General features: G+C 41.7%; 19 protein-coding genes. 5 read left to right on the top strand and 14 right to left on the bottom strand.

Translation table 11 applies throughout. From position 1 onward, the window contains the following. Positions 1-2: 2 nt before the first annotated feature. The 3 genes from GM920_RS19340 to dcd form a co-directional block, all read right to left on the bottom strand. Entirely contained in the window at positions 3-2,696 is a 2,694-nt protein-coding gene (locus GM920_RS19340; protein ID WP_182960560.1) for a carboxypeptidase-like regulatory domain-containing protein, read from the bottom strand. A gap of 85 nt (positions 2,697-2,781) precedes the next feature. Next, entirely contained in the window at positions 2,782-5,496 is a 2,715-nt protein-coding gene (locus GM920_RS19345) for a TonB-dependent receptor (RefSeq protein ID WP_182960562.1), read from the bottom strand. Between the two features lie 99 nt (positions 5,497-5,595). Continuing rightward, complete coding sequence (gene dcd / locus GM920_RS19350) at positions 5,596-6,132, bottom strand: dCTP deaminase (protein WP_182960564.1); 537 nt, start codon at positions 6,130-6,132, stop codon at positions 5,596-5,598. Between the two features lie 66 nt (positions 6,133-6,198). Between dcd and GM920_RS19355 the strand changes: the two genes are divergently transcribed. The 3 genes from GM920_RS19355 to GM920_RS19365 are packed head-to-tail and all read left to right on the top strand — an operon-like array spanning position 6,199 to position 8,232. Then, positions 6,199-6,840 carry a 4'-phosphopantetheinyl transferase family protein gene (locus tag GM920_RS19355; RefSeq protein ID WP_182960565.1) on the top strand — a complete coding sequence of 214 codons (642 nt, stop codon included), beginning with the start codon at positions 6,199-6,201 and terminating at the stop codon, positions 6,838-6,840. 10 nt (positions 6,841-6,850) lie between these two features. Then, a complete protein-coding gene (gene lipB, locus GM920_RS19360; RefSeq protein WP_182960842.1) occupies positions 6,851-7,546 on the top strand; it encodes a lipoyl(octanoyl) transferase LipB in 696 nt (231 codons plus the stop codon). Next, positions 7,543-8,232 (top strand): SGNH/GDSL hydrolase family protein, encoded by a 690-nt coding sequence (locus GM920_RS19365; RefSeq protein WP_235964584.1) that lies wholly within the window; start codon positions 7,543-7,545, stop codon positions 8,230-8,232. The genes lipB and GM920_RS19365 overlap by 4 nt, the downstream gene beginning before the upstream one ends. 22 nt (positions 8,233-8,254) lie before the next feature. On the opposite strand, the gene GM920_RS19370 is transcribed toward GM920_RS19365, so the two are convergent. The 11 genes from GM920_RS19370 to miaB form a co-directional block, all read right to left on the bottom strand. Continuing rightward, entirely contained in the window at positions 8,255-9,682 is a 1,428-nt protein-coding gene (locus GM920_RS19370) for an L-serine ammonia-lyase (protein WP_182960567.1), read from the bottom strand. A gap of 98 nt (positions 9,683-9,780) precedes the next feature. After that, positions 9,781-10,437, bottom strand: a complete 657-nt coding sequence (locus GM920_RS19375; protein ID WP_182960569.1) for an MgtC/SapB family protein — start codon at positions 10,435-10,437, stop codon at positions 9,781-9,783. A 52-nt stretch (positions 10,438-10,489) separates the two neighbouring features. Then, positions 10,490-11,518, bottom strand: coding sequence for a PorP/SprF family type IX secretion system membrane protein (locus GM920_RS19380; RefSeq protein WP_182960571.1), 1,029 nt, complete (start codon positions 11,516-11,518; stop codon positions 10,490-10,492). Between the two features lie 2 nt (positions 11,519-11,520). Continuing rightward, positions 11,521-17,523 carry a PKD domain-containing protein gene (locus tag GM920_RS19385; protein ID WP_182960573.1) on the bottom strand — a complete coding sequence of 2,001 codons (6,003 nt, stop codon included), beginning with the start codon at positions 17,521-17,523 and terminating at the stop codon, positions 11,521-11,523. Positions 17,524-17,656: 133 nt separating this feature from the next. Further along, positions 17,657-19,297: a chaperonin GroEL gene (groL, locus tag GM920_RS19390; RefSeq protein WP_182960575.1), complete on the bottom strand. Its 1,641-nt coding sequence runs from the start codon at positions 19,295-19,297 to the stop codon at positions 17,657-17,659. 58 nt (positions 19,298-19,355) lie between these two features. Beyond that, the gene (gene groES / locus GM920_RS19395) at positions 19,356-19,649 is read right to left on the bottom strand and encodes a co-chaperone GroES (protein WP_182960577.1); all 294 of its coding nucleotides are present in this window, start codon (positions 19,647-19,649) and stop codon (positions 19,356-19,358) included. 234 nt (positions 19,650-19,883) lie between these two features. Further along, positions 19,884-20,234 (bottom strand): preprotein translocase subunit SecG, encoded by a 351-nt coding sequence (secG, locus tag GM920_RS19400; RefSeq protein WP_182960579.1) that lies wholly within the window; start codon positions 20,232-20,234, stop codon positions 19,884-19,886. 14 nt (positions 20,235-20,248) lie between these two features. After that, positions 20,249-21,319: a hypothetical protein gene (locus tag GM920_RS19405; RefSeq protein ID WP_182960581.1), complete on the bottom strand. Its 1,071-nt coding sequence runs from the start codon at positions 21,317-21,319 to the stop codon at positions 20,249-20,251. Positions 21,320-21,350: 31 nt separating this feature from the next. Next, positions 21,351-21,869, bottom strand: coding sequence for an LptE family protein (locus GM920_RS19410; protein ID WP_182960583.1), 519 nt, complete (start codon positions 21,867-21,869; stop codon positions 21,351-21,353). A gap of 4 nt (positions 21,870-21,873) precedes the next feature. Beyond that, the gene (locus GM920_RS19415; RefSeq protein ID WP_182960585.1) at positions 21,874-23,103 is read right to left on the bottom strand and encodes a sigma-54 interaction domain-containing protein; all 1,230 of its coding nucleotides are present in this window, start codon (positions 23,101-23,103) and stop codon (positions 21,874-21,876) included. Between the two features lie 19 nt (positions 23,104-23,122). After that, a complete protein-coding gene (gene miaB / locus GM920_RS19420) occupies positions 23,123-24,571 on the bottom strand; it encodes a tRNA (N6-isopentenyl adenosine(37)-C2)-methylthiotransferase MiaB (RefSeq protein ID WP_182960587.1) in 1,449 nt (482 codons plus the stop codon). A 171-nt stretch (positions 24,572-24,742) separates the two neighbouring features. On the opposite strand from miaB, the gene GM920_RS19425 reads away from it, so the two are divergent. After that, the gene (locus GM920_RS19425) at positions 24,743-25,543 is read left to right on the top strand and encodes a TIGR04325 family methyltransferase (protein WP_182960589.1); all 801 of its coding nucleotides are present in this window, start codon (positions 24,743-24,745) and stop codon (positions 25,541-25,543) included. Then, positions 25,536-26,543, top strand: coding sequence for a glycosyl transferase (locus GM920_RS19430; RefSeq protein ID WP_182960591.1), 1,008 nt, complete (start codon positions 25,536-25,538; stop codon positions 26,541-26,543). The genes GM920_RS19425 and GM920_RS19430 overlap by 8 nt, the downstream gene beginning before the upstream one ends. The last annotated feature ends 40 nt before the right edge of the window (positions 26,544-26,583 follow it).

The following is a 26,583-nucleotide window of genomic DNA, read 5'->3' on the forward strand; positions in this document are numbered from 1 at the left end:
AATTATTTTACTTCATAAGTATAAACTGTTCTTGCCAGGTGGCCCATCAGGTCCATTCCCTCCAAAACAACCCTATAAGTTCCAGGCTCATCGGTGTTAAAGAAAGTAAAATTTGTTTTCCCTTCCGCACCACTGAGCAGCTGTGGCCCCCAATATACGGTAGATCTAAAATCTGGTCCGTTGCTAGGTTGCGCAGTATCGTATTTAGGCGAATAGAATTCCTTTGGAATGGTATAGCCTTTAGGATTGAAAACGATCAATCCCGGAGTAATAGTACTTGAATAATCGCCAACGCCACGTTTTGTCGTGATCACCAATACACCTCCAGAGCCACCACTGCCATAAATGGCCGTGTTTCCAATAGATTTCAAGACCTCAACGGTCTCAATGTCATTCACATTCACAATATCCAGATCAGCATCTTCCAGACGCATCCCATCAAGTACGATAGCCATTGGTATCCTTCCTCCGTTTCTCATCAGATAGGCCTTTCCATTCATAATGGTGAGTCCGGCAACCCGCCCTTGTAGACACATGGAAAGCGTGGTACAGGTGCTGAGCTGTTCCGCAGTAATGATAGCATCTGCTCGTCCTGCGCCATTTAAGTTTTGAGAATTCTTGGCCTGCTCCTTTTGCTGCGTAATTTTTACCTCCTTTAATTGCAATGTTCTCTGTAAGATGCCACGCTTACTCTGATCATCGAAATAGTTATTGCTTTGTTTCAGATAGCCTGAAAGCGCTTCATTAACGTTAATTTCTATATCCCCCGTATTCTTGCTTTTGGTCACCACTTGGTCAGGTACAATATCCATTTTAATATCCAATCTTTTTTTACCCTTATCGGTTCTTGCCTGAATAATAAACTTAGGGTCATCCAAGAAAACCAGCCGGTCGAAGTTAAATCTTCCCTGGGCATCAGTTAAAGTATCTAAAGAGAAAAATCCACTTGCAGTAGAAAGTAAGGTAACCTTGCTATTAGGTGCAGGCTTACCTGAATAATTGGTCACCACACCACTAAATCCCAGTGATTTTTCCGGTTGAAACCGGATGATAGGTGGGATACCATTGACCACATTCTTCCATAATATCCTGCGCCAACCTTGGGTTAGCATCAGGTTATCCATGTTTTTGGCCACTTCTGGCCCTTCCTCTATAAAGTAATAATTAGGTTGCTCAATATAACCAATCAGGTCTTGGCTGAGTAACAGGTTGCTCAGAATATTACTTTCGGTTTCCGGTTCTGGCTTAACAGCATTGTTGTTGGTCACAGAGACGGAGAACATTCCGGATACCGGACTTCCGTTAAAAGTACTGTTAAGCTGGACTGCTACTTGCTCTCTTTTCGCATAAACCGTCTTTTCTGTTGACAGTTTTACGGTTGCCCGATCTGATGGGTTATAGATAAAAGCAAGACGTTCCGCAATAGGCTGGTTAGTTTCAGAAAATAGACTGAGCTGTAGGATGCCTTCCAGAAGATCCTTTTTAGGAATATGGATGGTGGCAAGCTGATCCGTGATGGTTACAATAGGGCTAAAGAGTACATTCCCATTGTGCTGTCCAACAAGTCGAAGCTTTACAGGTCCTGTCAGGTTTGCGCTTCTCATCACTTTGATCGTCAGCTTCTCTTGATCAGTATTGAGCACAGTCATACCATATCCGGAATTTTGGGTAATCGGAAGGTTGATCTCTTTCTCGGAACCATCAGCAAACTTGACTTTTGCCCGGTATCGAATCCCATCCTGTGGGTTAATGATGAAGTTTCCCATTCCCAGATGCTTGGTTTCAAATCTGTTGATTTCCAGTCCGTTCTCATCGAGAATAATCCCGCTGATATTTTCACCACGTCCGGATGAATTGACAGATTTTACGGCAACTTTGGTCGGCAGGCCGGAGATGAGATTCCCACTTTCCGGGAAAAATTGTACATCAACCGATCTGGAGGTTGCTTTAATTGGAATCTCACGGGTTATTTTCTTGTCTTCCGGTAGGCTAATGGTGGCAATAATCCTTCCTTTCTTATTAATATCGGGTTGATTGTTTAAGAAACTAAGGGAAATTTCCCCCTGGTTGTTGGTGGTTGCTTTCCCCTTAAGGAAGCTTTTGAAGTCTAGCTGTACTTCATACCTGACTTCATTTCCAACATAAGGATTACCGTCTTTGTCTTTAAAGCTAATGTTCGCCTCCACCTTTTCTCCGTTGCTCTCTTTGCTGTAGTTATAGGTGGTATTCGTACTGACCTGATTGGTCCAGGAGTATCCTATTTTGATGGTCTTGTCAAAGAAGAATTCCGGGCCGGTATTTCTCATCCATTGGGTATAAGCACGAATTCTGTAGTTTCCCTCCGTTAATGTATCCGGGAGCATAAAATTCCCCCAAGTGCTACCCGCGATTACGGGCAATCTCAGTTTCTGTTTTATAGAGTCCCTTTCATTGATCAGTTCTACATACAATATATTACTGATGTTGGAAGGTTCCTGAGTCGTGCTGTTGTAGAGGTAAGCCTTAAACCAAATGTTATCGCCTATCGCATAATAAGGTTTGTCGAGGTGTAGGTGAACTTTTTCCTGAGGATACTTTTGATTTAACTCCTTCATTCTCTCGAGAAGGACATCAAAGTTGTCATCCAATACGCTTCCCGCAAAAGCGAGGAAGACGCCAGTAATCAACAAAAGCGGATAAAGGACTTTTCGTTTCATAATTTATGAGCCTTAACAAATAATTAAGCCTCAATATACAAATATTGAGGCTTAAACTAAATCTCTCTGTATGAGATGTTATGGTTTATTTTACTTCATAGGTGTAAACGGTTCTTGCGAGGTGCCCGGCCAGATCCATCCCTTCTAAAACCACTCTATAGGTTCCGGGTTCATTTGTATTATAAAAGCTAAAAGCAGTTTCCCCCTGCCCATTGCTAAATACCTGGGAATCCCAATAGACAGTAGATCTGGAATCCGGTGGATTATTGGCCTGGTCAGGTTCGTAAACAGGAGCGTAAAAGAGCTGAGGCATGCTGTATCCATCTGCAGTGTGTTTAATTAACCCAGGAGCTGCTGCAACATCTGAGAAATTGCCGGCACGGATTTTCGTAGTGATGATTAATACGCCACCTGCGGCTCCGGAGCCATAAATGCCGGTGGTTGCAAGTGAATTTAGGACTTCAATAGTCTGTACATCCTCTTTATTGATCATGCTAATATCATTGTCGGGCAATTGCATGCCATTATGGATCACAGCCATGGGTATTTTTCCTCCAAAGCGCATCAGGTAAAATTTGCCATTTTTAACCATCACACCCGGAACCCGGGCTTGTATGCAGCTGGTGAGCCAGCTGCAATTCAGTATTTGCTCGGCGGTAATGATGATGTCTGCCCTTCCATTTCCATTTAAATTGCTGGAGTTCCTAACCACAGGTTTCTTCTGGTCTTTGATTTCCACTTCATCCAGAAAGGTCGTCTTTTGCAGGAAACCAAGTTTGTTGAGCTGATTGAAGCGCGGGGTACTTTGTTTCAGGTAGGCAGATAAGGCCTCGTTCACATTCACCTCAATATCTCCGGTGTTTTTACTTTTGGTTACCACCTGTCCGGGTACCACATCCATTTTTATATTAAGTCTTTTCTTGCCCTTGTCGGTTCTGGCCGTTACGGTGAAAGTCTTTGTGTCCAGAAAATAGATGTTATCGATGTTAAATTTTCCTTGTTGGTCAGTCAGGGTATCCAGACTCATGGAGCCATTAGCGGCAATAACAGTGACTTTACTGTTTACAGATGGTTTCCCTGAATAATCAGTCACCACGCCACTTATTGCCAATGATTCTTCCGGTTGGAATTTGATGGCTGGTGGATTATTCAGGATGACATCTTTCCATAAAATTCTGCTCCATCCCTGTGTAAGCATCAGATTATCCATGTTTTCAATGACTTCCGGCCCTTCATTGTTAAAATAATAGTTGGGTTTTTCAACGTAACCGGTGAGGTCTGAAGTCAATAGCAAGTTGCTGAAAATATTACTTTCATTTTCAGGGTCAGGAGTTATAGCATTGGTATTGGTGACGGCCACGGAAAATGTTCCTGCAATTGGTTTACCTTCAAATAGGGTATTTAGGTTAAAGGTTACTTGTTCTTTCTTGCCATAGGTAGCTTTGTCACCTTTTAGTTTTGCAGTCACACGGTCCCCAGGGTTATAAATGAAGACAAGCCGTTCAGCAATGGGTTTATTCTCTTCCGTAAATAGGCTGAGGTGAAGGATACCTTCCGTCAGTTCTTTTTTGGAAATACTGAGACTTTCCATTTGCCCATTCATATTGACTGTTGGACTAAAGAGAATATTCCCCCCTTGATGGCCAACTACTTTTATTTTTGCTGATCCCTTAAGGTCAGCACTTCTCATAATTTTTACAACCAGTTTTTCCTTGTCGATATTTGTTACACTCATGACATAACCACTGGGTTGTGCTGCTGGAAGGGGAACCTGCTGTTTTGAACCATCAGCAAATTTCAGCCTGGCAGTATATTTTACTCCAGGTTCTGGAGTAATGATCACGTTCCCCATACCCAGGTGTTTGGTTTCAAAGTGGTTGATGACCGATCCATCCTGGTCTATAATGTCCCCACTAATTTGCTCACCCAATCCTGAATTGTTGACTGCTTTTATGCCGATCTTATTGGGGATACCCTCCACTAGATTCCCACTTTCCGGAAGGAACTGTACATCTACATCCGTTGATGTAGCCTGAATGGGGATCACCTTCGTTACTTTTCTTTTATTAGGTAGGGTAATGGTAGCGATTATTTTTCCTTTTTTGAGGAGCTTCGTTTGAGCATTTAGTTCAGGCGAATTGTTGAGAAAGCTGAACGATATTTCTCCTTGCTCATTGGTGCTGGCCTTATCTTTAAGTATACTTTTCGCATCTAATTGTACTTCATACCTGACGTCCGTGCCTTTATATGGATTTCCATCTTTGTCTCTAAAAGTAAGTTCAGCTTTGATTTTTTCGGCCGTATTTTCTTTGCTAAAAGTATAGGCCGTATTTGTGAAAACAGAATTGTTCCAGCTGCTACCAATTTTAATGGTTTTGTCGAAGAAGAAATCTGGTCCCGCATTCCTCATCCATTGGGTATAAGCACGAATCCTATAGTTTCCTTCAATAAGAGAATCCGGCAGACTAAAGTTACCCCAGGTTACCCCAGCTCGTACCGGTAGTTTCAGTTGCTGCTCAAGGCCATTCTTTTCATTGATGAGCTCCACATATAGCAATTTACTAATTTCAGAGGGCTCCTGAGTCGCCGTATTGAAGAGATAAGCTTTAAACCAAATGCTATCCCCCACAGCATAATAGGGCTTGTCGAGGTGAAGGTGTACTTTTTCCTGCGCATATTTCTTGTTGAAAGTCTCCATTCTGCTCATAATGAGGTCAAATGGATCGTTGAATAAGCCGGAGGAAAAGGCAAAAAGGGCAATGGTAAGCCCTAAAAGTGGATAAAGGAATTTACGATGCATGAGGTGTTACGTTAATTAAAATAATTAAGCCTCAATATACATATATTGAGGCTTAATTGCCAAGTGTTAATTAACTTCTAAAGAAACGTATTTACAGAATTAGAATTCGTTCTTCCACATCATGCTTTCCACAGGTTTAGTGGTCTTATTGTTATATTTTGCGTCACCTTTACTATTGTACATGGTCTCAATTTCTCCGTCTACACCAAAATAGATCAATTGACCAATTGGCATTCCCGCATAAATTCTGACCGGTTGTGCACAGGAAATTTCCAGAGTCCAGGTATTGCAGAAACCTACATCACCTTTTCCTGCCGTTGCATGAATGTCTATACCCAGTCGTCCAGTACTGGATTTTCCTTCTAAAAACGGAACGTGTGCATGTGTTTCTGTATATTCCAGTGTTACACCCAGGTAAAGTGTACCCGGTTGTAGCACAAATCCGTCTTTCGGAATTTCAAAGTTTTCAATTTTATTGTGCGCCTTTGCATCAAGGACTCTATCGGTATAAGTAGCCAGGTATTTGCCTAAATGTACGTCGTAGGAGTTTGTACCCAGACATTCGGGTTTAAAAGGTTCAATTATGATGGTGCCCTTCTCAATTTCTTCGAGAATTCGTTTGTCGGAAAGTATCATTTTATCAAGTATTGGGCTAAATTATGATTAATTTAAGATACTTTTGCATAGTTTTCTAAAATAGAGATGCCCGTAGTTTTTAATAAAAATATTGACGAGAATACCATACTTGCCGTATGGAAAATCGAAGAGACCGAAGAGCAGTTGCTTTCCGGCCTACAATTGAAACAGCATGAGCTGGATTTTATTTCCTCTTTAAGCAACGGGAAAAGGCTGTTGCACTGGTTAAGTACCCGTGTGTTGCTGAGAACCATGCTCAATACGTCTGAATATATTGATTGCCAGATGGATGAGCATGGGAAACCTTTCCTGCCCAACCTTGATTACCACATTTCCCTGAGTCATTCTTATGATTATGCAGCGGTGATTATTGGTAAAAACAGGAAAGTTGGCGTAGATATCGAGTTGATCAAACATAAGATCAAAAGTATCCGAAATAAGTTCCTTTCCGATATCGAGCTTGCTCAAAAGCAAATTGGAGATAACATCAATGGCCTGTACGTTTGCTGGTGTGCCAAAGAAGCCATCTATAAATGGAATGGTAGAAAAGGCCTCGAGTTTAAACGCGACATATACATCAAACCTTTCAAGTTGAAAAACGAAGGAAGTCTAAATGCCTTGGTAACACTTCCCGAGGGAATGAAGGAACTAACGGTGAATTACCTTAAAACCGCTGACGGCTATATGCTGGGTTATGTAGTTGCTTAATTTTCAAATGATGAATAAGAAAGTACAATTCATAGATTGGGGACTGACCGATTATCAGGAGGCCTGGGACAAACAGGAGCAGATTTTTAATCAAACGATTGCCGTTAAAACCAATAATAGGAATAATGGTACGCAAGTGGAAACACCTAATTACCTGGTTTTCGTAGAACATCCCCATGTGTATACGCTTGGTAAAAGTGGTCATCCGGAAAACCTCTTGTTAGATGAAGCCGGATTGATAGAAAAAGAAGCTACCTATTATAAAATTAATCGGGGCGGAGACATTACTTACCATGGCCCCGGACAAATTGTAGGATACCCAATCCTGGATTTGGATAACTTTTTCACAGATATTCATCTTTATCTGCGTACACTCGAAGATGCCATCATACTAACGTTAAAAGATTATGGTATTGAAGCAGGGAGATCGCCTGGGTTTACCGGCGTTTGGTTAGATGCAGATACCGATAAAGCACGTAAAATATGTGCCATGGGGGTGAGGTGTAGCAGATGGGTAACCATGCATGGTTTTGCCTTCAATGTCAATGCAGACCTCAATTACTTCAAAAATATTGTCCCTTGTGGCATCGATGATAAAGACGTGACTTCCATGCAACGGGAGCTCGGAAGGGTTTTAGATATGGATGAAGTTAAAGGAAAATTGAAAGGACATATCGCTCAATTGTTTCAAATGGAATTGTTTTGATAAAGTTCCTGTTATCTCTATCATTATTGGTATTATTGGCTTGCGAAAAAAACAATGCAAAAACCATGATGTCTGTTGATACCTTAACTTATTTAGCCCTTGGCGATTCTTATACAATAGGGGAGGCTGTTCCTTTGTCCGGAAGTTTCCCGCATCAATTGCGTAACCGCTTACAAGCAAAAGGACTCCATATAAAAGCACCATTGATTATTGCTAAAACAGGCTGGACAACCTCGGAATTAGAGGAAGGGATAAAAACAGCTGCAGTACAGCAAAAATTTGACATCGTTACCTTACTCATCGGAGTAAACAACCAATACCGCGGGGAATCAAAAACGGCCTACCGTAATGAGTTTAAGAAGTTATTGGAAACCGCAATAAAATTCGCAGGAGGTCAAAAAGCGCATGTATTCGTGATTTCCATCCCAGATTGGGGAGCCACACCGTACGGTCGGGAAAGTGGTCGGGATATCGCAAGCATCGCAACGGAAATTGATGCTTTTAATGCCATCAATAAGGAAGAAACACAAATGCAGGGAATCAGTTATACGGACATTACCCCAGCTTCACGTTTGGCAAAATCTGATGAATCTTTGTTGGCCGAAGATGGCTTACATCCCTCCGAGAAAATGTACTTCGATTGGGCGGTTCAACTGGAACCAAAAATATTAAAGGGCTTAAAATAAATTAAACCCTTTAATAACTCGATTAACACTCCGGTAAACTGATTGGAATATTGGTGGCCAAACCACCATCTGATGTTTCTTTATATTTTGAGTTCATATCCAATGCCGTTTCCCACATGGTATTCACAACGGCATCTAAACTTACTTTTGCCTTATCAGGATTGCTTTGCAAGGCCAGCTGACTCGCAGTAATGGCTTTAATTGCCCCCATCGTGTTTCTTTCAATACATGGAATTTGTACCAAGCCACCGATCGGATCGCAGGTTAATCCTAAATGGTGCTCCATAGCGATTTCTGCAGCCATTAAAACCTGACGTTGAGAACCTCCCAGACATTCTGTTAATGCTGCTGCGGCCATCGCGGAAGAAACCCCGATTTCTGCCTGACAGCCACCCATTGCGGCAGAGATCGTAGCACCTTTTTTGAAAATGCTGCCTATTTCTGAAGCACAAGCAATAAATTGGACGATTTTCTCTTCAGTATAGCCATCACAAAAGGCAATATAATATTGTAAAACTGCTGGGATTACACCCGCAGCGCCATTGGTTGGTGCAGTAACTACGCGGCCAAAGGAAGCGTTTTCTTCATTCACGGCTAATGCAAAGCAGCTCACCCAATCCAGGATATAGTTGAAACCATTTCCTCCAGCTCTGATGGCCATTAACCAGCTTTCATAATTGGTATAAGCATGATTGCCAACAAGTCTTTTATTCAATGCACAGGCTCTTCTGGCAACATTTAATCCTCCAGGTAAGAAACCCGCAGTATGACAGCCCCTGTAAGTACAATCTTTCATCACATTGAAATGTTGCATGATGCCTTTTCTGGTCTCCACTTCAGAACGCCAGGCCAGCTCATTCTCCATCACTACTTCAGAAACTTTCAATCCAGTAGTCAGGCACCAATGTAAAAGGTCTGCCGCTTTCTCCACAGGGAAAGGAAGGTCTACCTGTTCTTTATCACTGCCAGTTTCTCCTTCTTTTACTACAAAACCACCACCTATAGAATAATAGGTTTCAGAAATGGCTTTTCCAGTATTTAAGAAGGCTTGGAAAGTTACTGCATTGGGGTGGAAAGGAAGGCTTTCAAAGAATAGAAAAACCAGGTCTTCGTCATAGTTGAAAGGGATGTTTTTTTCGCCGTTTAAGTTCAATACTTTGTAAGTTTTGATCTCTTCTACGGTAGAATCAATAGAATTCACATCAAAGGTTACCGGATCTGCGCCGATTAGTCCCAATAGGATGGCCACATCGGTACCATGACCTTTTCCGGTTTTAGCGAGGGAACCATATAATAAAATCTTGACCTGATCTACTTGCTCCAGTAGGTCTTTCTGTTTTAATAAGGCAGTAAATTGTTGTGCAGCCCGCCATGGACCTAATGTATGTGAGCTGGAAGGCCCAACACCTATCTTAAAAATATCAAAAACTGAGATCTGTTCCCTTTGCATATTACAAAGCTAAGATAGTTCCGGGACATTTTCGGCTATTAAATAGTCAGTTTCGGCTAATTATTGTGCTTGGAAATGTTTTATGGGACATTTTTGACTTAAAAATCGAAAGCAATGATCTTTTTGTCCTGCAACATCTGGTCTACGAATTTTTTATGGTTTTTAGGGCTCCCGATCGCCACCCAGCTTCCACTGATGGTGCCATTGGCAAGCTCCTGTTTCCCCCTGCTGAGCCTTAACCCTGAGCCTTTAAGGTCTTCTTCGTATTTTTCAAGACTTTCATCTTCATATTTTTTAACAATGCGGTATACGCGCTTGGTAAAACGCTGTTCTACCATTTCCTCCAAATAAGGAAAAACCAGTAATGCAGCAAGTACAATAAAGGTAACGCCAGTGGCCTGCTCGTAATAGCCAGCTCCGGTTGCCATACCAATCGCGGCCACAATCCAGATCACGCAAGCTGTAGTCAGCCCTTTTACCTGGTTCTCTTCTTTAAAGATCACCCCAGCCCCTAGAAAGCCGATACCGGTAACAATATTTGAAGCAATCCGATCATGACTGGTTAAGCCGATTTTTATCGATAAAATGGTGAAGAGGGTAGAACCTAAGCCAATCATGATCATCGTCTTCAAGCCGGCTTGTTTACTCCTGAGTTCTCGTTCCGCGCCAATCAGACCACATAAAAGCGTGGCCAATAAAAACTTGTTTACTTCTGTTTGCGTGAGGAAGTGGTTGCTTTCTAAAATATTGTTCATAGCTTATTTCTTAGCTAAAGATAACAAAGATTTTCCCGGAAGTAGATGGGTGTTAATAGAAGTCATAACAGCGTAGTCCATTAAATTTATTATAGCTGCCACTATTTGGAAAATACTTCTCATAACCGATACTTGCCTCGGTTGTTCCGCTGGTGTTGGTATAATTGATACGGGAAGTAGTGGCGTCATGGCTAATCCCTAACCTTAGTTTTTCTCCATTTCGATTGCCTTTAAACAGGTCAAAGATGAGCGAAAATACCACGGCATCCGGTCCGCTCTGTGAGCTGCTTCGGTACCAAAGACCTGTGCTGACACTCTTAAATTTAAATTGTGCACCCATACTCAAGGAACTGGATTTATCCTGTTTGTAATAAACAACAGAAGGGATCAGGTAGGCGCCGTCATCATCGCCATAACCGCTATATGGACTTAAAGCAAGCCGATAACTGGCATTGGCTGTAATGCGCATAGGTAGTTTAGCCACTGTCCCGGTAAAGGACTCATCAGGTTGATTCAGGTGATGGACCCCGAGGCCAAGCATAAAATTATGAATGATCACATTGGTACCTGCTGCGGCATCAAAGAAAAACTTATTGTCAATTTCTGGTGGCTGTGCTGAAGATACACTTCCTGGAATATAGCCCAATCTCCGGTCAATCTGATCAGAAAACACCAATTTATTCCAATTGATCTGGCGATTGGTGAAGCCGGCCTGTACCCCAAAAGAAACTAATAGATCATCACTTCCAACACTATAGGCATAAGTTAGTGCCGCATTATTTTTAACAAGATACGCCGTACCTTCGCTGCTGCGGTTGAAGATCAGACCAACTCCCCCTGCAAAACTTGGAATGTTAAGGTCTGCCGAGGCAGAGATATACGATAAATCTCCGCTAAGTCCCGACCATTGATTTCTATAAATCAGGTTCATGCGGATATCTCCTTCAAATTGCCCGGTTAAAGCCGGATTTAGGTATACTGGTGCATTAAAAAACTGTGAATATATGTGGTCCTGTGCCTGAACGTATAAACTGGCTCCCATCATCAGGATGGCCATTGTCAATTGCTTTCCTATCCTCATGGTTATCTGATTAAATGTATTGCTCCCGTACGTTTTGGTACAGACTTATCGTAAGTCATACCTTTCCATTCCGTTCCATTGATCATTTTTACGTCTATTTTCCAATAGTAAACGCCTTGTGGTGCCGGGCTACCCTTATAATTGCCATCCCAACCTTCCCCCGGTCGGCCTTCATCTAATTTGGTCGTTTCCCAGACCAGCTCTGCCCATTTGTTGAAAACACTGAATTTCCAACTCGCAATGCCCGATCCTTTGGCGGCAAAGACTCTCAACTCTGGGTATTCACTACCAGGAATAAAGGAGTTCGGTACAAATAGATATCCCGGAACGCCTTTTATCGTGACGTGTTTAAAAGTGCTGGTAAAGCAACCTTGCTGATTGAAAGTGGTTAAGGTTACTTTGTAAGTGCCGGTGTCAGGATAAGTATGAATTGGATGTTGTTTCTCTGAAGTAGTTCCATCTCCAAAATCCCAGGCCCAGGTGGTCGGGCCATTCGTGCTCTCATCTTCAAATTTGAAGGTATAATCAGGGATGCTGATCAGGGTAGAGGGATTCACATGGAAGGCCGCTGTTGGTGGCGGAACAATATGGATATATTGATTCTTGCTAATAGAGATGCTACAGCCTAAGGTATTGGTTGCGGTTAGGGTAACCGTGTAATATTCCTGGTCCCCATTGTAAACATGTTTGGGTTCAAATTCGTTGGAAGTGGTGCCATCTCCAAAGTCCCAGATATAGCTAAAGCCATCTTGGGTCGTGTTTTTAAATTGAACAGCAAGTCCGGCACATCCAAGAGTTAGGTCTGCGTTGAAAGCGGCAAGTGGCTGTTCCAATACTTCAACTTCTTCTGTTTCGATAATTTCAGAACAATTGTTAAAGGCAGTCATGGTGATGGTATATTTTCCAGGTCTGGTAAAGATATGTTGTACCCTTCTTGGCGTTGTGGTATTCATCGTGCCGCCATCTCCAAAGTCGAAAGTGAAATACGTAGCCCCGATGGAGTTATTGTCGAAGTTTACGGTTAATGGTGCACATCCTTTTTTCTCATTGGCATCAACCACCAGTTCAGGGGTGATGTTTTGTGGCGAAACCTGAATGTTGTACCTTTTGATGTCGGTTCCACAGTCGTTTACGGCCGTCATGGTCGCTACAAAAGTAGTGGTCACCGTGGTGTTATAGATATGGCTTATCGGCTGTAATTTGTTGGTTGTGGTTACCGTCGGACTTCCATCACCAAAGTCATAAGTATAAGTATTTGTTCCTCCCGGCGAGGTATTGCTGAAATTAACCAGCATTGGCGAACATCCTACCGTTTTACTGGGAGAAAACACGGCAATAGGTACGGCTTTAACCAAGAGGGTAGAGGTAACGGTATTGCTGCCGCAGGGGGTGGTAGAAGTCAGGCTGATGGTATAGGTCAGGTCTTTCCCTGCCGGATCTGGATTGAAATTTACCGGTGCTGGATTCGCCTGATTCGAAGTTTGTCCATTGCCAAAGTCCCAGAAAAAGGTAGCCCCAGTACTTTGTATCGCAGTGTTGACAAACCGTACTCCAGCTGGTCCGCAAATCTCCATAGCACTTTGCGTAAATGATGCCGGAACTGCTGCCCTGGTATTGAAAACAAGCATAAACTCCTTGGTATTACAACCTACCTTAGGCGTCACCACTAACTTGATGGTGATGGGGTGCCCATTTTCCGTGATGGTATAATCACTGAAAATTGGACCTGTATTGTGGAGCCGATCATTGATATACCAGGTATAGGTGCCATTGATCAAAGGATGTTCTGCAGCCCTTACATTGCTTGCGTTAATGAGGAAGGGCGCACAACCAGTTTGATTGGTCGCGGTAAAGAAGGCAATCGGATCTGGCCTAACCGTAATCGTAACCGCTGCACTGATGCTTTTTTGAGCACCATCACAGATGCTGGTATAGGCGATCCGACGAAACATCGTAGTGGTCGTTAAGGCAAGAGGCTGATAATTCAAATCGAAAGCATTAAGGCCTACCCAGGTGGCTCCTCCATCTGTACTGGACTCCCAAATGTAAAAAAAGTTGCCATCAGAGCCTGTAGGGGTTGATCCTGTTAGGATTTCAGGAACTACGTTGGTACAGATACTTTGGTTTGCGGAAATCGCATTATTACGGATTGGATATTGTACGGTAATGTCAGTTTCGTTACTGGTTTTCGTACAAGAACCACTGGTCACAATCCTTCTGAAACTGATACTGGCCTGGAGCACCAATTCAAGGTCTGGACCAGTTTGGTTAGGGATAGGTGTCCAGGAGCCAGTAGGTGTTTTGCTTTCCCAAACATAGGTGTAAATCCCATTTCCACCTGTAGGTTGGCTTCCGCTGATGTGTACGGTCTGATCATAGCAAACTACCGGACTTGGATTACTGATGCTTTGGTCAATTGGCTTTAGACTTTTAATGATGACTATATCTTCTGTTGGATTACAAGGGGCATTACCTGTGATAATCCATTTAAATTCATAAGTTCCACCAATTTGAAGATCTGTTACTCGGGTTAATGGATCTGTAGGGTCGACAATAGTTGGTGCTGCAGGACCGTTAACATATACCCAACGACCAGATTCTCCGTTAGCTACCCCATTTGCGCTTAGGTTAGCCGCTACCGCTTCACATAATTCCTGATCTGGACCAGCATTGGCCTGACTGGTTGGGGGCGCAACATTAATGGTGATGATATTGGTGTTTTCAGCTGGGCAACTTCCATTTTGAACCACCGCATAGTATTGGGTCGCAACAGTCAGGTTGTTATACGTTAAAGTACCAGAGGTATTGTTTCCTGTAGCACTTTGCCAGGTTGCACCATTGTCAATAGAGCTTCTCCATTCCACTACAGCGCCGGTATTTCCAGTTAGGTTAATTTGACCGGTATTAGTTCCTGAGCAAACGGTGGTTCCACCATTAACAGTCCCTCCATTGATGGTTCCTGCAATAGTAGGTTCATTCACATGGATGCTTACTTCATCAGATGTAGGATCGCAGGTGCCAGGTCCTGTTATCGTCCATTTGAATACATAGGTTTTTCCTATGCCTAGTCCATGTGCAATAGTCGTTGGGGAGTGTTCATCATCAAAAGTAATGGGATTAGGTCCTGAACTCAGGGTCCAGGTACCTGTTTCACCTGTTTTAACAGGGTTCCCAGTCAGCGTATAATCTGGGACATTACAAATATCTTGATCTAGACCCGCTGCTGCATTAGTCACCTTTGGATCCACGCGAACGATTACCGTAATGGCGTCACCCGGACAGTCTGTTCCTGAATAGGGGGTAATGGTATAAGTTACCGTACCTGATGTTGTGCCATTGTTTGTTAATGTTTGGTTTATGACATTGGATGGAATGGGCGTTGTTTGATCCGAATTTCCTGTAATATCCGTTGAAGAAGCGACACTAGTCCATTTGTAAGTGGTTATGGTAGGTGCAAGTAAATTCGTACCTAAAGTAATCCCCGTACCACTGCCACTACATATTTGGGGATTGGTTGGACTGGCCGTGATTTTAGGTTTTGGGACCACTGTTACTGTTATTTTAAAGGTTTCCCCATCACAGCCGTTGGCTTTAGGCGTAATCGTATAAACGATAACAGCATGATTAATTTCATCACTATTGGTAATCACTTCATTGATGGTAGGGCCAGAACCAAAGCTGTATCCTGTAGCAGTTCCCGAAATAAGTTGAGAAGTCCAACTAAAGGTACTGGCTCCTATACTTGAGGTCAATAAATAGTCTACAGCAGTACCTGTACAAATCGTTTTATTGGCATTAGCACCAGTATTATTCGGGTAGATTGTAATCACTTTAGATTCCGCGATAGTGCGACATTGCCCAGTCAAATTTGTCATTACGGTGAAAGTTACTGTTGCTCTTCCAAGGAGACGCTCCGCAGCAGTAGGGGTATAGGATGTTGTTTCGTTGTTCTCGCTGCTGAAAGTTCCGCCGCCTGGTAACACGCTCCATTTAACAGTTGTATAATTTGTGTTGGAAATGATCCCTTCTAACGCAGCATTAGCACCATAACAAATTGGATTTGGATTGATGTTGATGGAGACAGCCGGCGCCTCTATAAAAGTGATGACTTGTTGTACATTAACGGTGTTACAGTTGTTTTTATGTTTGAGTTTCACCGTATACGCAGCGAAGTCTTGAAAATCTATCACAGGGTATTTACTATTCGCAGTGCTTGGTGCTACAAACGAATAGGCACCACCTGATACTTCCCAGGTATAGGTGTCGGAGAGGTCTTTTCCTGTGCCGCTGAGTATTGTTTTTGTACTGCTTGCAAGTGGATCAAAAGAATAAGAACCTTTAGCACATAGACTGATATTGGGAGATAAAGTGGCAATTGGTAGGTCATCTACAACCACTTTTTGTATAAGCGATGTTTCTGCGCAACCCCCATTTCTAATCGTTAAGGAGATGTCATATTCCCCAATTTGTGTGAACTTAATTTGAGGTGCTATACTATTTCTTCCATTGGCCCCAATAAAAGAGACCCCTGCTGCCGGGCTTACATTCCAGGTGTAAGTAGGTGTCGTTCCACAGCTGTTATCTACGGTGGAACGATCAGTGGTAGTAATGGTTCCGGACGTTAGGCAAATTTTATCGCTGGACAATTCAAATTTTGGTGCCGGTGGATCTTGTATGCAAATCACTTTTTCAAAAACATCTGCCTGGCAATTTCCATCACTGATCGATGTTAACCGGACGGTATAGGTTTTCTTTGTTAAAAATCTATATTGGAAATTAAAGCTTTCAGGCTTATCAAATTCAACTTCAACACCATCAACCCACCAGGTATAGACCACATTGTTTTCTGAACATGATGCACTGGTAGAACTTGGTTTTTGACCTGCCGTGGATTCATTAAGGAAAGTAACCAAGGTTCCAACACATGCGATATCTGGACTGGTAAATTTGTTTTCTGGCCTTGAAATGACTTTTGCAGTAGTGGAAAGTGGTGTGCCTATGGCGTTGCACCATGGACTAAATACACCTACATTGATGCCAAATACATTGTAGGTTGTTGTAGTCCCTGAAGTATAAGTTAGCCCGCAGGAGGACCGGGTGAAAGTATGCTGTACCCGTCCTTCTCCAAGTGGATTATTTTTTATATCACAATAAGTGTATTCATTGTTACTGCCATCTCCCCAATCGATTTTATAAGTGTTCCCGGGAAAGTTTAGTTTTATACCCCCTACATCTGTAACGTTAACCAGGTACTCAAATGAGCCAATTGGATAACAGACTGTATTACTGCTTATGGTAGAAAATGCGGTAACTGCTAAGTTATTAATTAAGAAATAAGCTTTAGTACCTATAGAACCATCTGGCATCACGGCTCTGACAAAAATGGTATAGTGTGCTTTTTCTGCTTGTATGGTTTGTGGAGCACCGCCGATACTGTTGAAAACAAGGTCGGGTACTGCTTTAGCCGGATTTAGCTCATTCGTAATGGTTGCTTTTACATCTGCGGTGTTTGATGCGTTCGTAAATCTAAATGGGCTAAGTGCAGTTCCTTCTTCAGTATCGCATTTTCCAAACGTTTTAGGGTTATTCGTGACCGTAGAAACAGAATTCAAATCTGGGATGCTGGCGCTGGAAGAAGCATTGATGCTAAAGGAACCAGAAGTGGAGGTAAGAATAGGTGCTTGAGTTGTTCGAATCTGGACTTGATAACCGGTACCAGCAGGTGTGCCTGTTGGAATAGTTCCATTCACAAAGGTGGAATAAAAGCCGGTATAACTTCCGATTCTTACTGCATTGGTAAAACTTCCTGAACCATCAGATAAATATAATTCAAAAGCGTTGCCCGGTCGGAGGCAGCTGCCATCTGTTATTTTGAATGTCGCTGCGATACTAGATCCCGGGGAATACGGTCCCGGATCAACTATTACTGTCGTTATTTGTGAAAAAGAATATAAGAACGTAGTAAATAATATTACAACCGTTAAAAATAGCGAGCGTTTTGCCATCTAAATAAAATTTAGATAAATTTAAAACTTTTTGTGCTTATGTTAACAATTTAAATTAGGAACTAACGTTGCGGGCAAAGAAAAAGCCTCAGAATCGAAATTCTGAGGCTTTTCAAGGTTATTGGGATTGAAATTACATCATTCCACCCATACCACCACCACCCATTGGAGGCATACCTGCACCAGCAGGAGCATCTTCTGGATCATCAGCTAATACGCATTCTGTTGTTAACAACATCGCTGCGATAGAAGCTGCATTTTCTAATGCTACACGACCTACTTTAGTTGGATCGATAACACCGGCAGCGATTAAGTTTTCATATACATCAGTACGGGCATTGTAACCGAAGTCAGCTTTACCTTCTTTAACTTTTTGTACGACGATAGAACCTTCAATACCTGCATTCTGACAGATTTGACGTAATGGCTCTTCGATTGCGCGTTTAACGATTGCAATACCGGTAGTCTCATCATCATTCACACCTTTCATGCCTTCTAAAGCTTCAATAGCGCGGATGAAAGCAACACCACCACCTGCAACGATACCTTCTTCTACAGCTGCACGAGTTGCATGTAAAGCATCATCAACACGGTCTTTTTTCTCTTTCATTTCAACTTCAGAAGCTGCACCAACATAAAGAACTGCAACACCGCCAGCTAATTTAGCCAAACGCTCTTGTAATTTCTCTTTGTCATAATCAGATGTAGTCGTCTCAATTTGAGCTTTGATCTGGTTAACGCGAGCTTTGATGTCTTCAGATTTACCAGCACCATTGATGATCGTTGTATTGTCTTTGTCAACAAGAACTTTCTCAGCAGTACCTAGGTAAGTAAGGTCAGCATTTTCTAATTTATAACCTCTTTCTTCAGAAATTACAGTACCACCAGTTAAGATAGCGATGTCTTCTAACATTGCTTTTCTACGGTCACCGAAACCTGGAGCTTTAACCGCAACAACTTTCAGAGATCCACGGATCTTATTCACTACTAATGTAGCCAATGCTTCGCCATCTAAGTCTTCAGCAATGATCAATAATGGTTTACCAGTTTGTACTTGTTTCTCTAAAATTGGCAACAATTCTTTCATGTTGCTGATTTTTTTGTCGTAGATTAAGATGTAAGGGTTTTCTAATTCCGCTTCCATTTTATCTGCGTTAGTTACAAAGTATGGAGATAAGTAACCACGGTCAAACTGCATACCTTCCACTGTTTTTACTTCAGTTTCAGTACCTTTAGCTTCTTCCACAGTGATTACACCATCTTTACCTACTTTGCCCATTGCCTCAGCAATTAGTGAACCGATAACCTCATCATTGTTTGCTGAAATAGAAGCAACTTGTTTGATTTTGTTATTGTCTTCACCTACTGTTTGAGATTGTGCTTTTAAGTTAGCAACGATTGCAGTAACCGCTTTGTCAATACCACGTTTCAAATCCATTGGATTTGCACCAGCAGCAACGTTTTTAATACCTGCAGTTACAATTGCTTGTGCCAATACAGTTGCAGTAGTTGTTCCATCACCCGCGATATCCGCAGTTTTAGAAGCAACTTCTTTCACCATTTGAGCACCCATATTTTCAATAGGATCTTTTAATTCGATCTCTTTTGCTACAGTAACACCATCTTTAGTAATCGCTGGTGAACCGAATTTCTTGTCAATAATTACGTTACGTCCTTTTGGACCTAGAGTTACTTTTACCGCATTAGCCAAAATGTCAACGCCTCTTTTCAGGGCGTCACGGGCTTCTACATTATATCTTACTTGCTTTGCCATTTTAAAATATTGTTATTAATGATTGATTGTAATAAGGTTGAATAGGTTAATTCAACGACTAAAGAATTGCGTAAAGGTCAGACTCACGCATAATAAGATACTCTTTACCTTCAAAAGTAATTTCAGTACCACCGTATTTACCATATAATACCACGTCACCAGCTTTAACGCTCAATGGGATTAAGTTACCTGTAGCCTCGGCATATTTACCAGGACCTACTGCAACTACTGTTCCTTGCTGAGGTTTTTCTTTAGCTGTATCAGGGATATAGATACCCGAAGCTGTTTTTTCTTCGGCAGGAGCAGCTTCAATCACTACTCTATCTGCAATGGGTTTAATGTTTAAAGCCATAACTTATTCTTGTTTTTAATTTTAAAATTAATGTAAAAGTATTACGTGCACCAGGTATATCAGTTTCTATGCCAAGCAGCTTTGCTTGCCAAATTTACACGGCATTGTCAGCTAATAGATTAGACGAAACTATTTTTGTGTCAGAGTGGCAGAATTGTGTACTTATAAGAAAAAAATGAAGGCATAAAAAAAGTCCGGTATACCTACCGGACTTTAGATATCTTTTGAAATCTCTTATTTCTTTGTAGTATCTGCTGGAGTTGTTGCAGGAGCTGTTTTAGCTGGTGCAGATCCAAGTGGTGATGGAGTAGGCGTTTTGTCCAAATGTTCCTGGATTTTAGAGTCTACAGCTGACGCTGATGATCCACCTGTTTTTGCAATGGTTGTAATAGACAACGTAAGCACTACGATTAATGCTAATAATACCCAGGTTCCTTTTTCAAGGACATCACCTGTACGTTGAACGCCAAACATATTGCTGCCTGATCCACCTGTTGCAAGGCCACCACCTTTAGGGTTTTGTATCAAAACAAATAGCGCTAAGGCAATGCAGACAATGATTAGTAAAATAATTAAAAATAGCATAATCGGTTATATGGTTAAATTTTCTTTTCTATGGATTGGATAAGGTCGGCAAAGTAACGGCTTTTTTCTGGAAACTTCAAACTTAATTTTTCATAAGTCTCTATGGCCTTGTCGTAAAGCATTTGTTCGATGTAGATCTTAGCCAAGGTTTCAGATACCAGGTCATTATGGTCCTCTGCACTCTTTTTAGCCTTGTTTTCCGTATTGAGATGCTCAGCTTTCGGCGGACTGATCTGCGGATCATTCTTAAGGAAGCTATCGATGATATCCGTTCCTTTATGGTGCAGATTCCCCGGAACATATTCTGCTGCGGGTTCGTCGGCCAGCGGACTCTGTAAATGGAAGATGTGCTCCACATACTGTTGCTGTAATTCATTAGCCTTGCCTGGTTCATTGGATTTCCCCGGTTCTACTTCCACGGATGCCTTTGGTGTGGTATAGGGCTGAAAAATTTGTTGGTATTCTTTTCTTGTTTTATGCAACCACCATAAAAAGGTGAATGGGAGTTGGTCATCATCATATTTACTGACCACCACCGGATCTTCCTGCTGGGAAATTTCTTTTTGCAAAGCTGCCAAACGTTCTTCCTCCTGTATAACAGCTTCTGGAACGGGCTCCGGACTAAAGTTATCCTGGAAAGCGAAAAAGTCAGTAGATACGATGTTTTCTAAGACAAAATCATCGGTATCATCCGGTTCAGGCATTAAATCTTCCATCACTGGATTTGTTTCCTCTGATTCAGAAGGGACTTCATCCAGGACAATCTCATCCAATGTTTCCGGCTGAGTGCTCAACTGGTCAAAAGCAGGAGAGAAAACAACATGGAAAGTAGTATCTACTAAATATTCCGGTTCATTGATGAAATTATAAAGCAATTGCCCATTGGTATACAAAGCTGCGGTAGCAAGAAGGTCATGCTGCGATTCGTCAGCTAAACCCGCTTTCGCCAGTAAAAGATGTAAAGGCTGAAAATACGGATATTTAGATACCAGATCTTTGAGCATAGGCGCATGATCGGGTCTTACCTTTTCAGGTTCCGCTAATAATACTTCCAGTTCTTGTCTCATATCTATTTCCTGCTCCACGTTGCTAAGTTAACAATTGAATTTTCAAATTCTACCAAGAATTTTCAAACGCACGTTTAAAAATATCTTGCGTAATTAAATCAATCACTTTTCTATTCAGTTCCGGTTCTTGCTGCGCAAAATTCGCCCCTGAAGTAGGGAAATCAATAAAACGTTCGATGGGCTCCTCAAAGCTTGCCTTAGGATCTAGGTTGTTGGTATATTTTACATTCACACGGATGGTCATCCTGTTCATTGGAGAAGTATTCGCAATTCCGCCATTATTGGCATCGATAATTGTCGTGGGACGGATGTCATAATTGATAATGTTACCAGAAAATACCGCATTCGGGTCATTTGTAGTAATGTTCAAGCGACTCTGATTACGGATTATGTTCTTTAACGCTTCTGTCAGGTTAATCGACATACTTGGAACAACTAAAGTCGCATTGTTCTCAAAAAACAGTACGTTCACTGTTTTCATCTCCGTTGGAATAGAGGTTCCATTAAATTTTATAGAGCATGAGTTGAAAAGAACTACCACCAGCAGTAACAACGATATTTTTTTCATTCTTCTAGTTTAAATTCAGTTCTTTAATCTTTCTATATAAGGTACGCTCCGAAATTCCAAGCTCCTGTGCCGCAAATTTGCGTTTCCCTTTGTGTTTCTTCAGCGCTTTTTTAATGAGATCAGACTCTTTATCAATCAGTGATAAAGACTCTTCCACCTCTTCCGCTTCCTGCGTATAATTATAATCTAAAGGAGCGTTCTGAACCGGTTTTTTAATCGTAAAAGTAGGCTCATTTACCGTTTGGTCCACTTCCTGATAAAGCTGATTGATGTAATGTGTATTGTCTGCAATCACATGGGAAGTGTTCCCGCCGCTTTGAATGATCTCTGCAACCAATTTCTTCAATTCCATCATGTCCTTTTTCATGTCAAACAAGACTTTGTAAAGAATGTCACGCTCCGTATAATCTTCCTTACTGCTGCCATTGATTGCCATAGGCAAATTGGTGGCACTTTCATTCGGAATATAGTTCAGCAAGGCTGCCGCCGTTACATTCCGGTCTTTCTCTAATACGCAGATCTGTTCGGCAATGTTTTTCAGCTGTCTTACGTTACCTGGCCAGCTGTAATTACTTAGCATTTGTATGGCATCTGGTTCCAGCTGTATCCCCGGACTTCTATATTTATCACTGAAATCAGCAGAGAATTTTCTGAACAAAAGATAAATATCTTCCTTACGTTCGTGTAAGGCAGGAATACGCAATGGCACTGTATTCAATCTATAATATAAATCCTCACGGAATTTACCCGATTTAACGCGGTTATAAACGTCAACATTCGTCGCTGCAATGATCCTGACATCAGTTTTTTGTACTTTAGAAGAACCTACACGTAGGTATTCACCACTTTCCAGAATCCTCAACAAACGCGCTTGCGTACCCAAAGGTAATTCAGCAACCTCATCTAAGAATATAGTTCCCCCATTGGCCACTTCAAAATAACCTTTACGGGCCTCATGGGCACCAGTAAATGAGCCTTTCTCATGCCCGAAAAGTTCTGAATCTATCGTTCCTTCAGGAATGGCTCCACAGTTGACGGCAATAAAAGCACCATGCTTGCGGGTACTCATCTGGTGGATGATATGAGAGAAAACCTCTTTACCACTTCCACTTTCTCCAGTGATGAGTACAGACATGTCTGTTGGCGCAACTTGTCTGGCAATATCTATTGCCCGGTTCAAAAGCGGAGAGCCGCCGATGATGCCGAACCGGTTTTTAATGTCTTGTATGTCCAAAGTAATTTGTCTTTATTGATTAAACAATTTCAGGTACTTCAACAGCAATGGTTCCTAATAAGGTCGCAGAAGTACAACGGTCAATGTAAACATTAACGTATGTTCCCGCTTTAACGCCTGGCGTTGCAGGGAAAACCACCATCGCATTCTGGTCATTTCTACCACAAAGGTCTAGATCAGATTTTTTGGAAGTACCCTCCACTAAAATTTTAACAGTTTTTCCAACAAATTGTTGTAGGCGCATTAAAGAAGTTTCCTGTGCTTTCAATAATATCTCTGCTAACCTGCGTTTTTTAACAGGTTCTGGAATGTCATCAGCCAATTTTCTTGCCGCAAGTGTACCCGGTCTTTCAGAATAAGAAAAGGTAAAAGCAAAGTCGTAACCCACATAATCCATAATGCTCAACGTTTCCTGGTGCTCTTCTTCTGTTTCTGTACAGAAACCAGCGATGATATCTGAGGAAATTGCGCAACCTGGAATAATGCTTCTGATGGCCTCAACTCTATTGATATACCATTCTCTGGTATAAGTTCTGTTCATTAATTCCAATACCCTGCTGCTTCCGGATTGGATCGGCAAGTGGATGTAATTACAGATGTTATCGTATTTGGCGATGGTATATAATACCTCGTCAGTAATGTCTTTAGGATGTGAAGTAGAGAATCTGATCCTTAACTCAGGACTAATTAAAGCTACTTTCTCCAGTAATTGTGCAAAATTCACTTCGATTTCCGCAGTTTCTTCCGCATCAGCACCTTTCCATTTGTAAGAATCTACATTCTGACCAAGTAAGGTCACCTCTTTGTAGCCTTTATCAAATAAACCCTGTGCTTCTGCAAGGATCGAGTAAGGATCTCTACTGCGCTCGCGTCCTCTGGTAAATGGAACTACACAGAAAGAACACATATTATCGCAACCGCGCATGATCGAGATAAATGCAGTGATGCCATTGGTATTTAACCTCACCGGACTGATGTCTGCATAAGTTTCCTCACGGGATAGCAATACATTGATGGCCTTATGTCCATCTTCCACCTGATTGATCAGTTGAGGAAGGTCGCGGTACGCATCCGGACCAACTACCATATCCACCAATTTCTCTTCTTCCAGGAATTTTGACTTTAAACGTTCTGCCATACACCCTAAAACACCAACCACTAATTTCGGGTTTCTGCGTTTCTCTGCACTGAACTGAGACAGTCGGTTGCGGACTCTCTGCTCCGCATTTTCACGGATAGAGCAAGTGTTGATAAATACTACATCTGCTTCATGATAATCACCAGTGGTTTCGAAACCCTGGTCTTTTAAAATCGAGGCCACAATCTCACTATCTGCGAAATTCATCTGACAGCCATAGCTTTCAATGTACAACTTGCGGCCATTATGGACCTCTGGTGCATCAATAACTAAAGCCTCGCCCTGGCGCTCTTCATCGTGTGTCTTATCGGTAAGCTGTAAATCAATCATAAATGGTTAACATTTTTCTGGGTTCCAAAAATACACAATTAATTTTAGAAATGACAAAGTGGCAGGATCTTAAACGGAAAGAAAATTTTATGAAATAACCCCAGAAACGTATAGGACTTTTTTAAGGATTGATTGTCCTTGAGGTAAAATTGAACAAAATCCCACTAAAATATGTTTAAAAGCCTCTTCGCAAAAAGTCCTAAGCAATTGTATGGATGGTTCGGTGATTACGCTTCCTGGGCGGAAGTAGCCGCAGAAACCAGCGGATATGACGCAGGAGTGATCCTTGAAAAAACAAAAACAGCCATTCTGAAAGTAAAAAATGGCGAGGCAGTATATGAAAGGGACTCGGTTACATTTACAGAGAAACAATATCCATTTCCTTTAATCTCTTTTTTGTTACACAGCGCTGCACTACAAAAAAGACCCTTACATGTGCTTGATTTTGGAGGTTCGCTCGGTAGTACCTATTTCCAGATTAAAGAATTTTTAACACCCGAAATTTGTGCCAGCTGGAATGTGGTTGAACAGGAACACTATGTGAATACCGGAAAGGAGCATTTTGAAGATGAGCATCTTAATTTTTACCATAGTATAGCCGATTGCCAGAAAGAAAAAGAGATCGATCTGGTTGTCCTATCTTCTGTTACACAATACCTGGAAGAACCTCATGAGTTTCTGAAACAGCTGGCCAGTTATCAATTTCCTTTTTTACTATTCGATCGTACTGCTTTTCATTATGGTGAACAAGATCGATTAACGCTGCAAATTGTGCCGCCGGAAATTTATGCGGCTTCTTATCCTTCCTGGTTTTTCAATCAGCCCCGCTTTTTAAGCCATTTCCAGGATCACTATCAACTGGTCGCTGAATTTACCTCCTACGTAAAAGGAGAAGAAACCATGCAGATCAATGGACTGGAACTAGGTTACGACAAAGGTTTTTACTTTCAAAATAAATCAATATATGCTTAACTTCTGCACACTTTTTAATACCACTTATTTTTCCCGTGGTCTGGCAATGTATCGCTCTCTTGAACAATTTTGTCCGGATTTTCACCTGTATATCTTTGCGTTTGATGGCCATTGCCATGAGGCATTGTCAAATATGGCCCTTCCACATGCAACCATCATCTCCCTGCAGGAATTCGAAAATGAAGCGTTATTGTCAGTAAAGCATACGCGTACAGAGCAGGAATATTGCTGGACTGCCGGTTCCTACACAATTAAGCATTGTATTGAGGAATTTAGCCTGGATCATTGCACCTATGTGGATGCGGATCTACTTTTCTTTAGCAACCCGCAGGTTTTAATAGACGAGATGGGTAGTAAATCTGTGCTGATCACCGAACATAGATATACGCCTTGTTATGATCAGTCTGCTACAAGTGGGATTTACTGTGTGCAATTCATGACTTTCAAAAATACTCAAGAAGGAATGGAAGTCTTGAATTGGTGGGTTTCGGCTTGCTTAGAATGGTGCTATGCCAGGATGGAAGATGGTAAATTTGGTGATCAGAAGTATCTGGACGATTGGACAACGCGATTCAATTGTGTTCATGTTTGCCAGCATTTAGGTGCAGGTATCGCACCCTGGAATGTTCAACAGTATGTCTTTAAACATAAATCTGGGAAATCAAAAGGACAGGTTTTATCCAGTAATGAGGAATTTGATCTGGTATTTTATCATTATCATGGCTTTAGCTATTCATCAAACAATAGCTATATGATTGCCCCATCCGGATATCATCTGGGGAGAAATCAGATCAAACATATTTATAAACCTTATGTACACGCACTCTCTATTGCGGAAAATCAAATTAATACCACAGTGGAGGGGCTGGTTCCTTATCATATTAATGATGAATTTGAATGGGTGAGGAATGTTTTACGCCGTTATCTGGTGTTTTCTTTGCGCGGTTATTATAAGAATTTCTATACCAAAAGATCTTTTCAGTATGGTTTTATATATTAATAAATTGTAGCCATACGGATCTTCAATAAATTAGTATTTT

The sequence above is a fragment of the Pedobacter gandavensis genome, assembly GCF_014172405.1.
GTDB classification, from domain to species: Bacteria; Bacteroidota; Bacteroidia; order Sphingobacteriales; family Sphingobacteriaceae; genus Pedobacter; species Pedobacter gandavensis.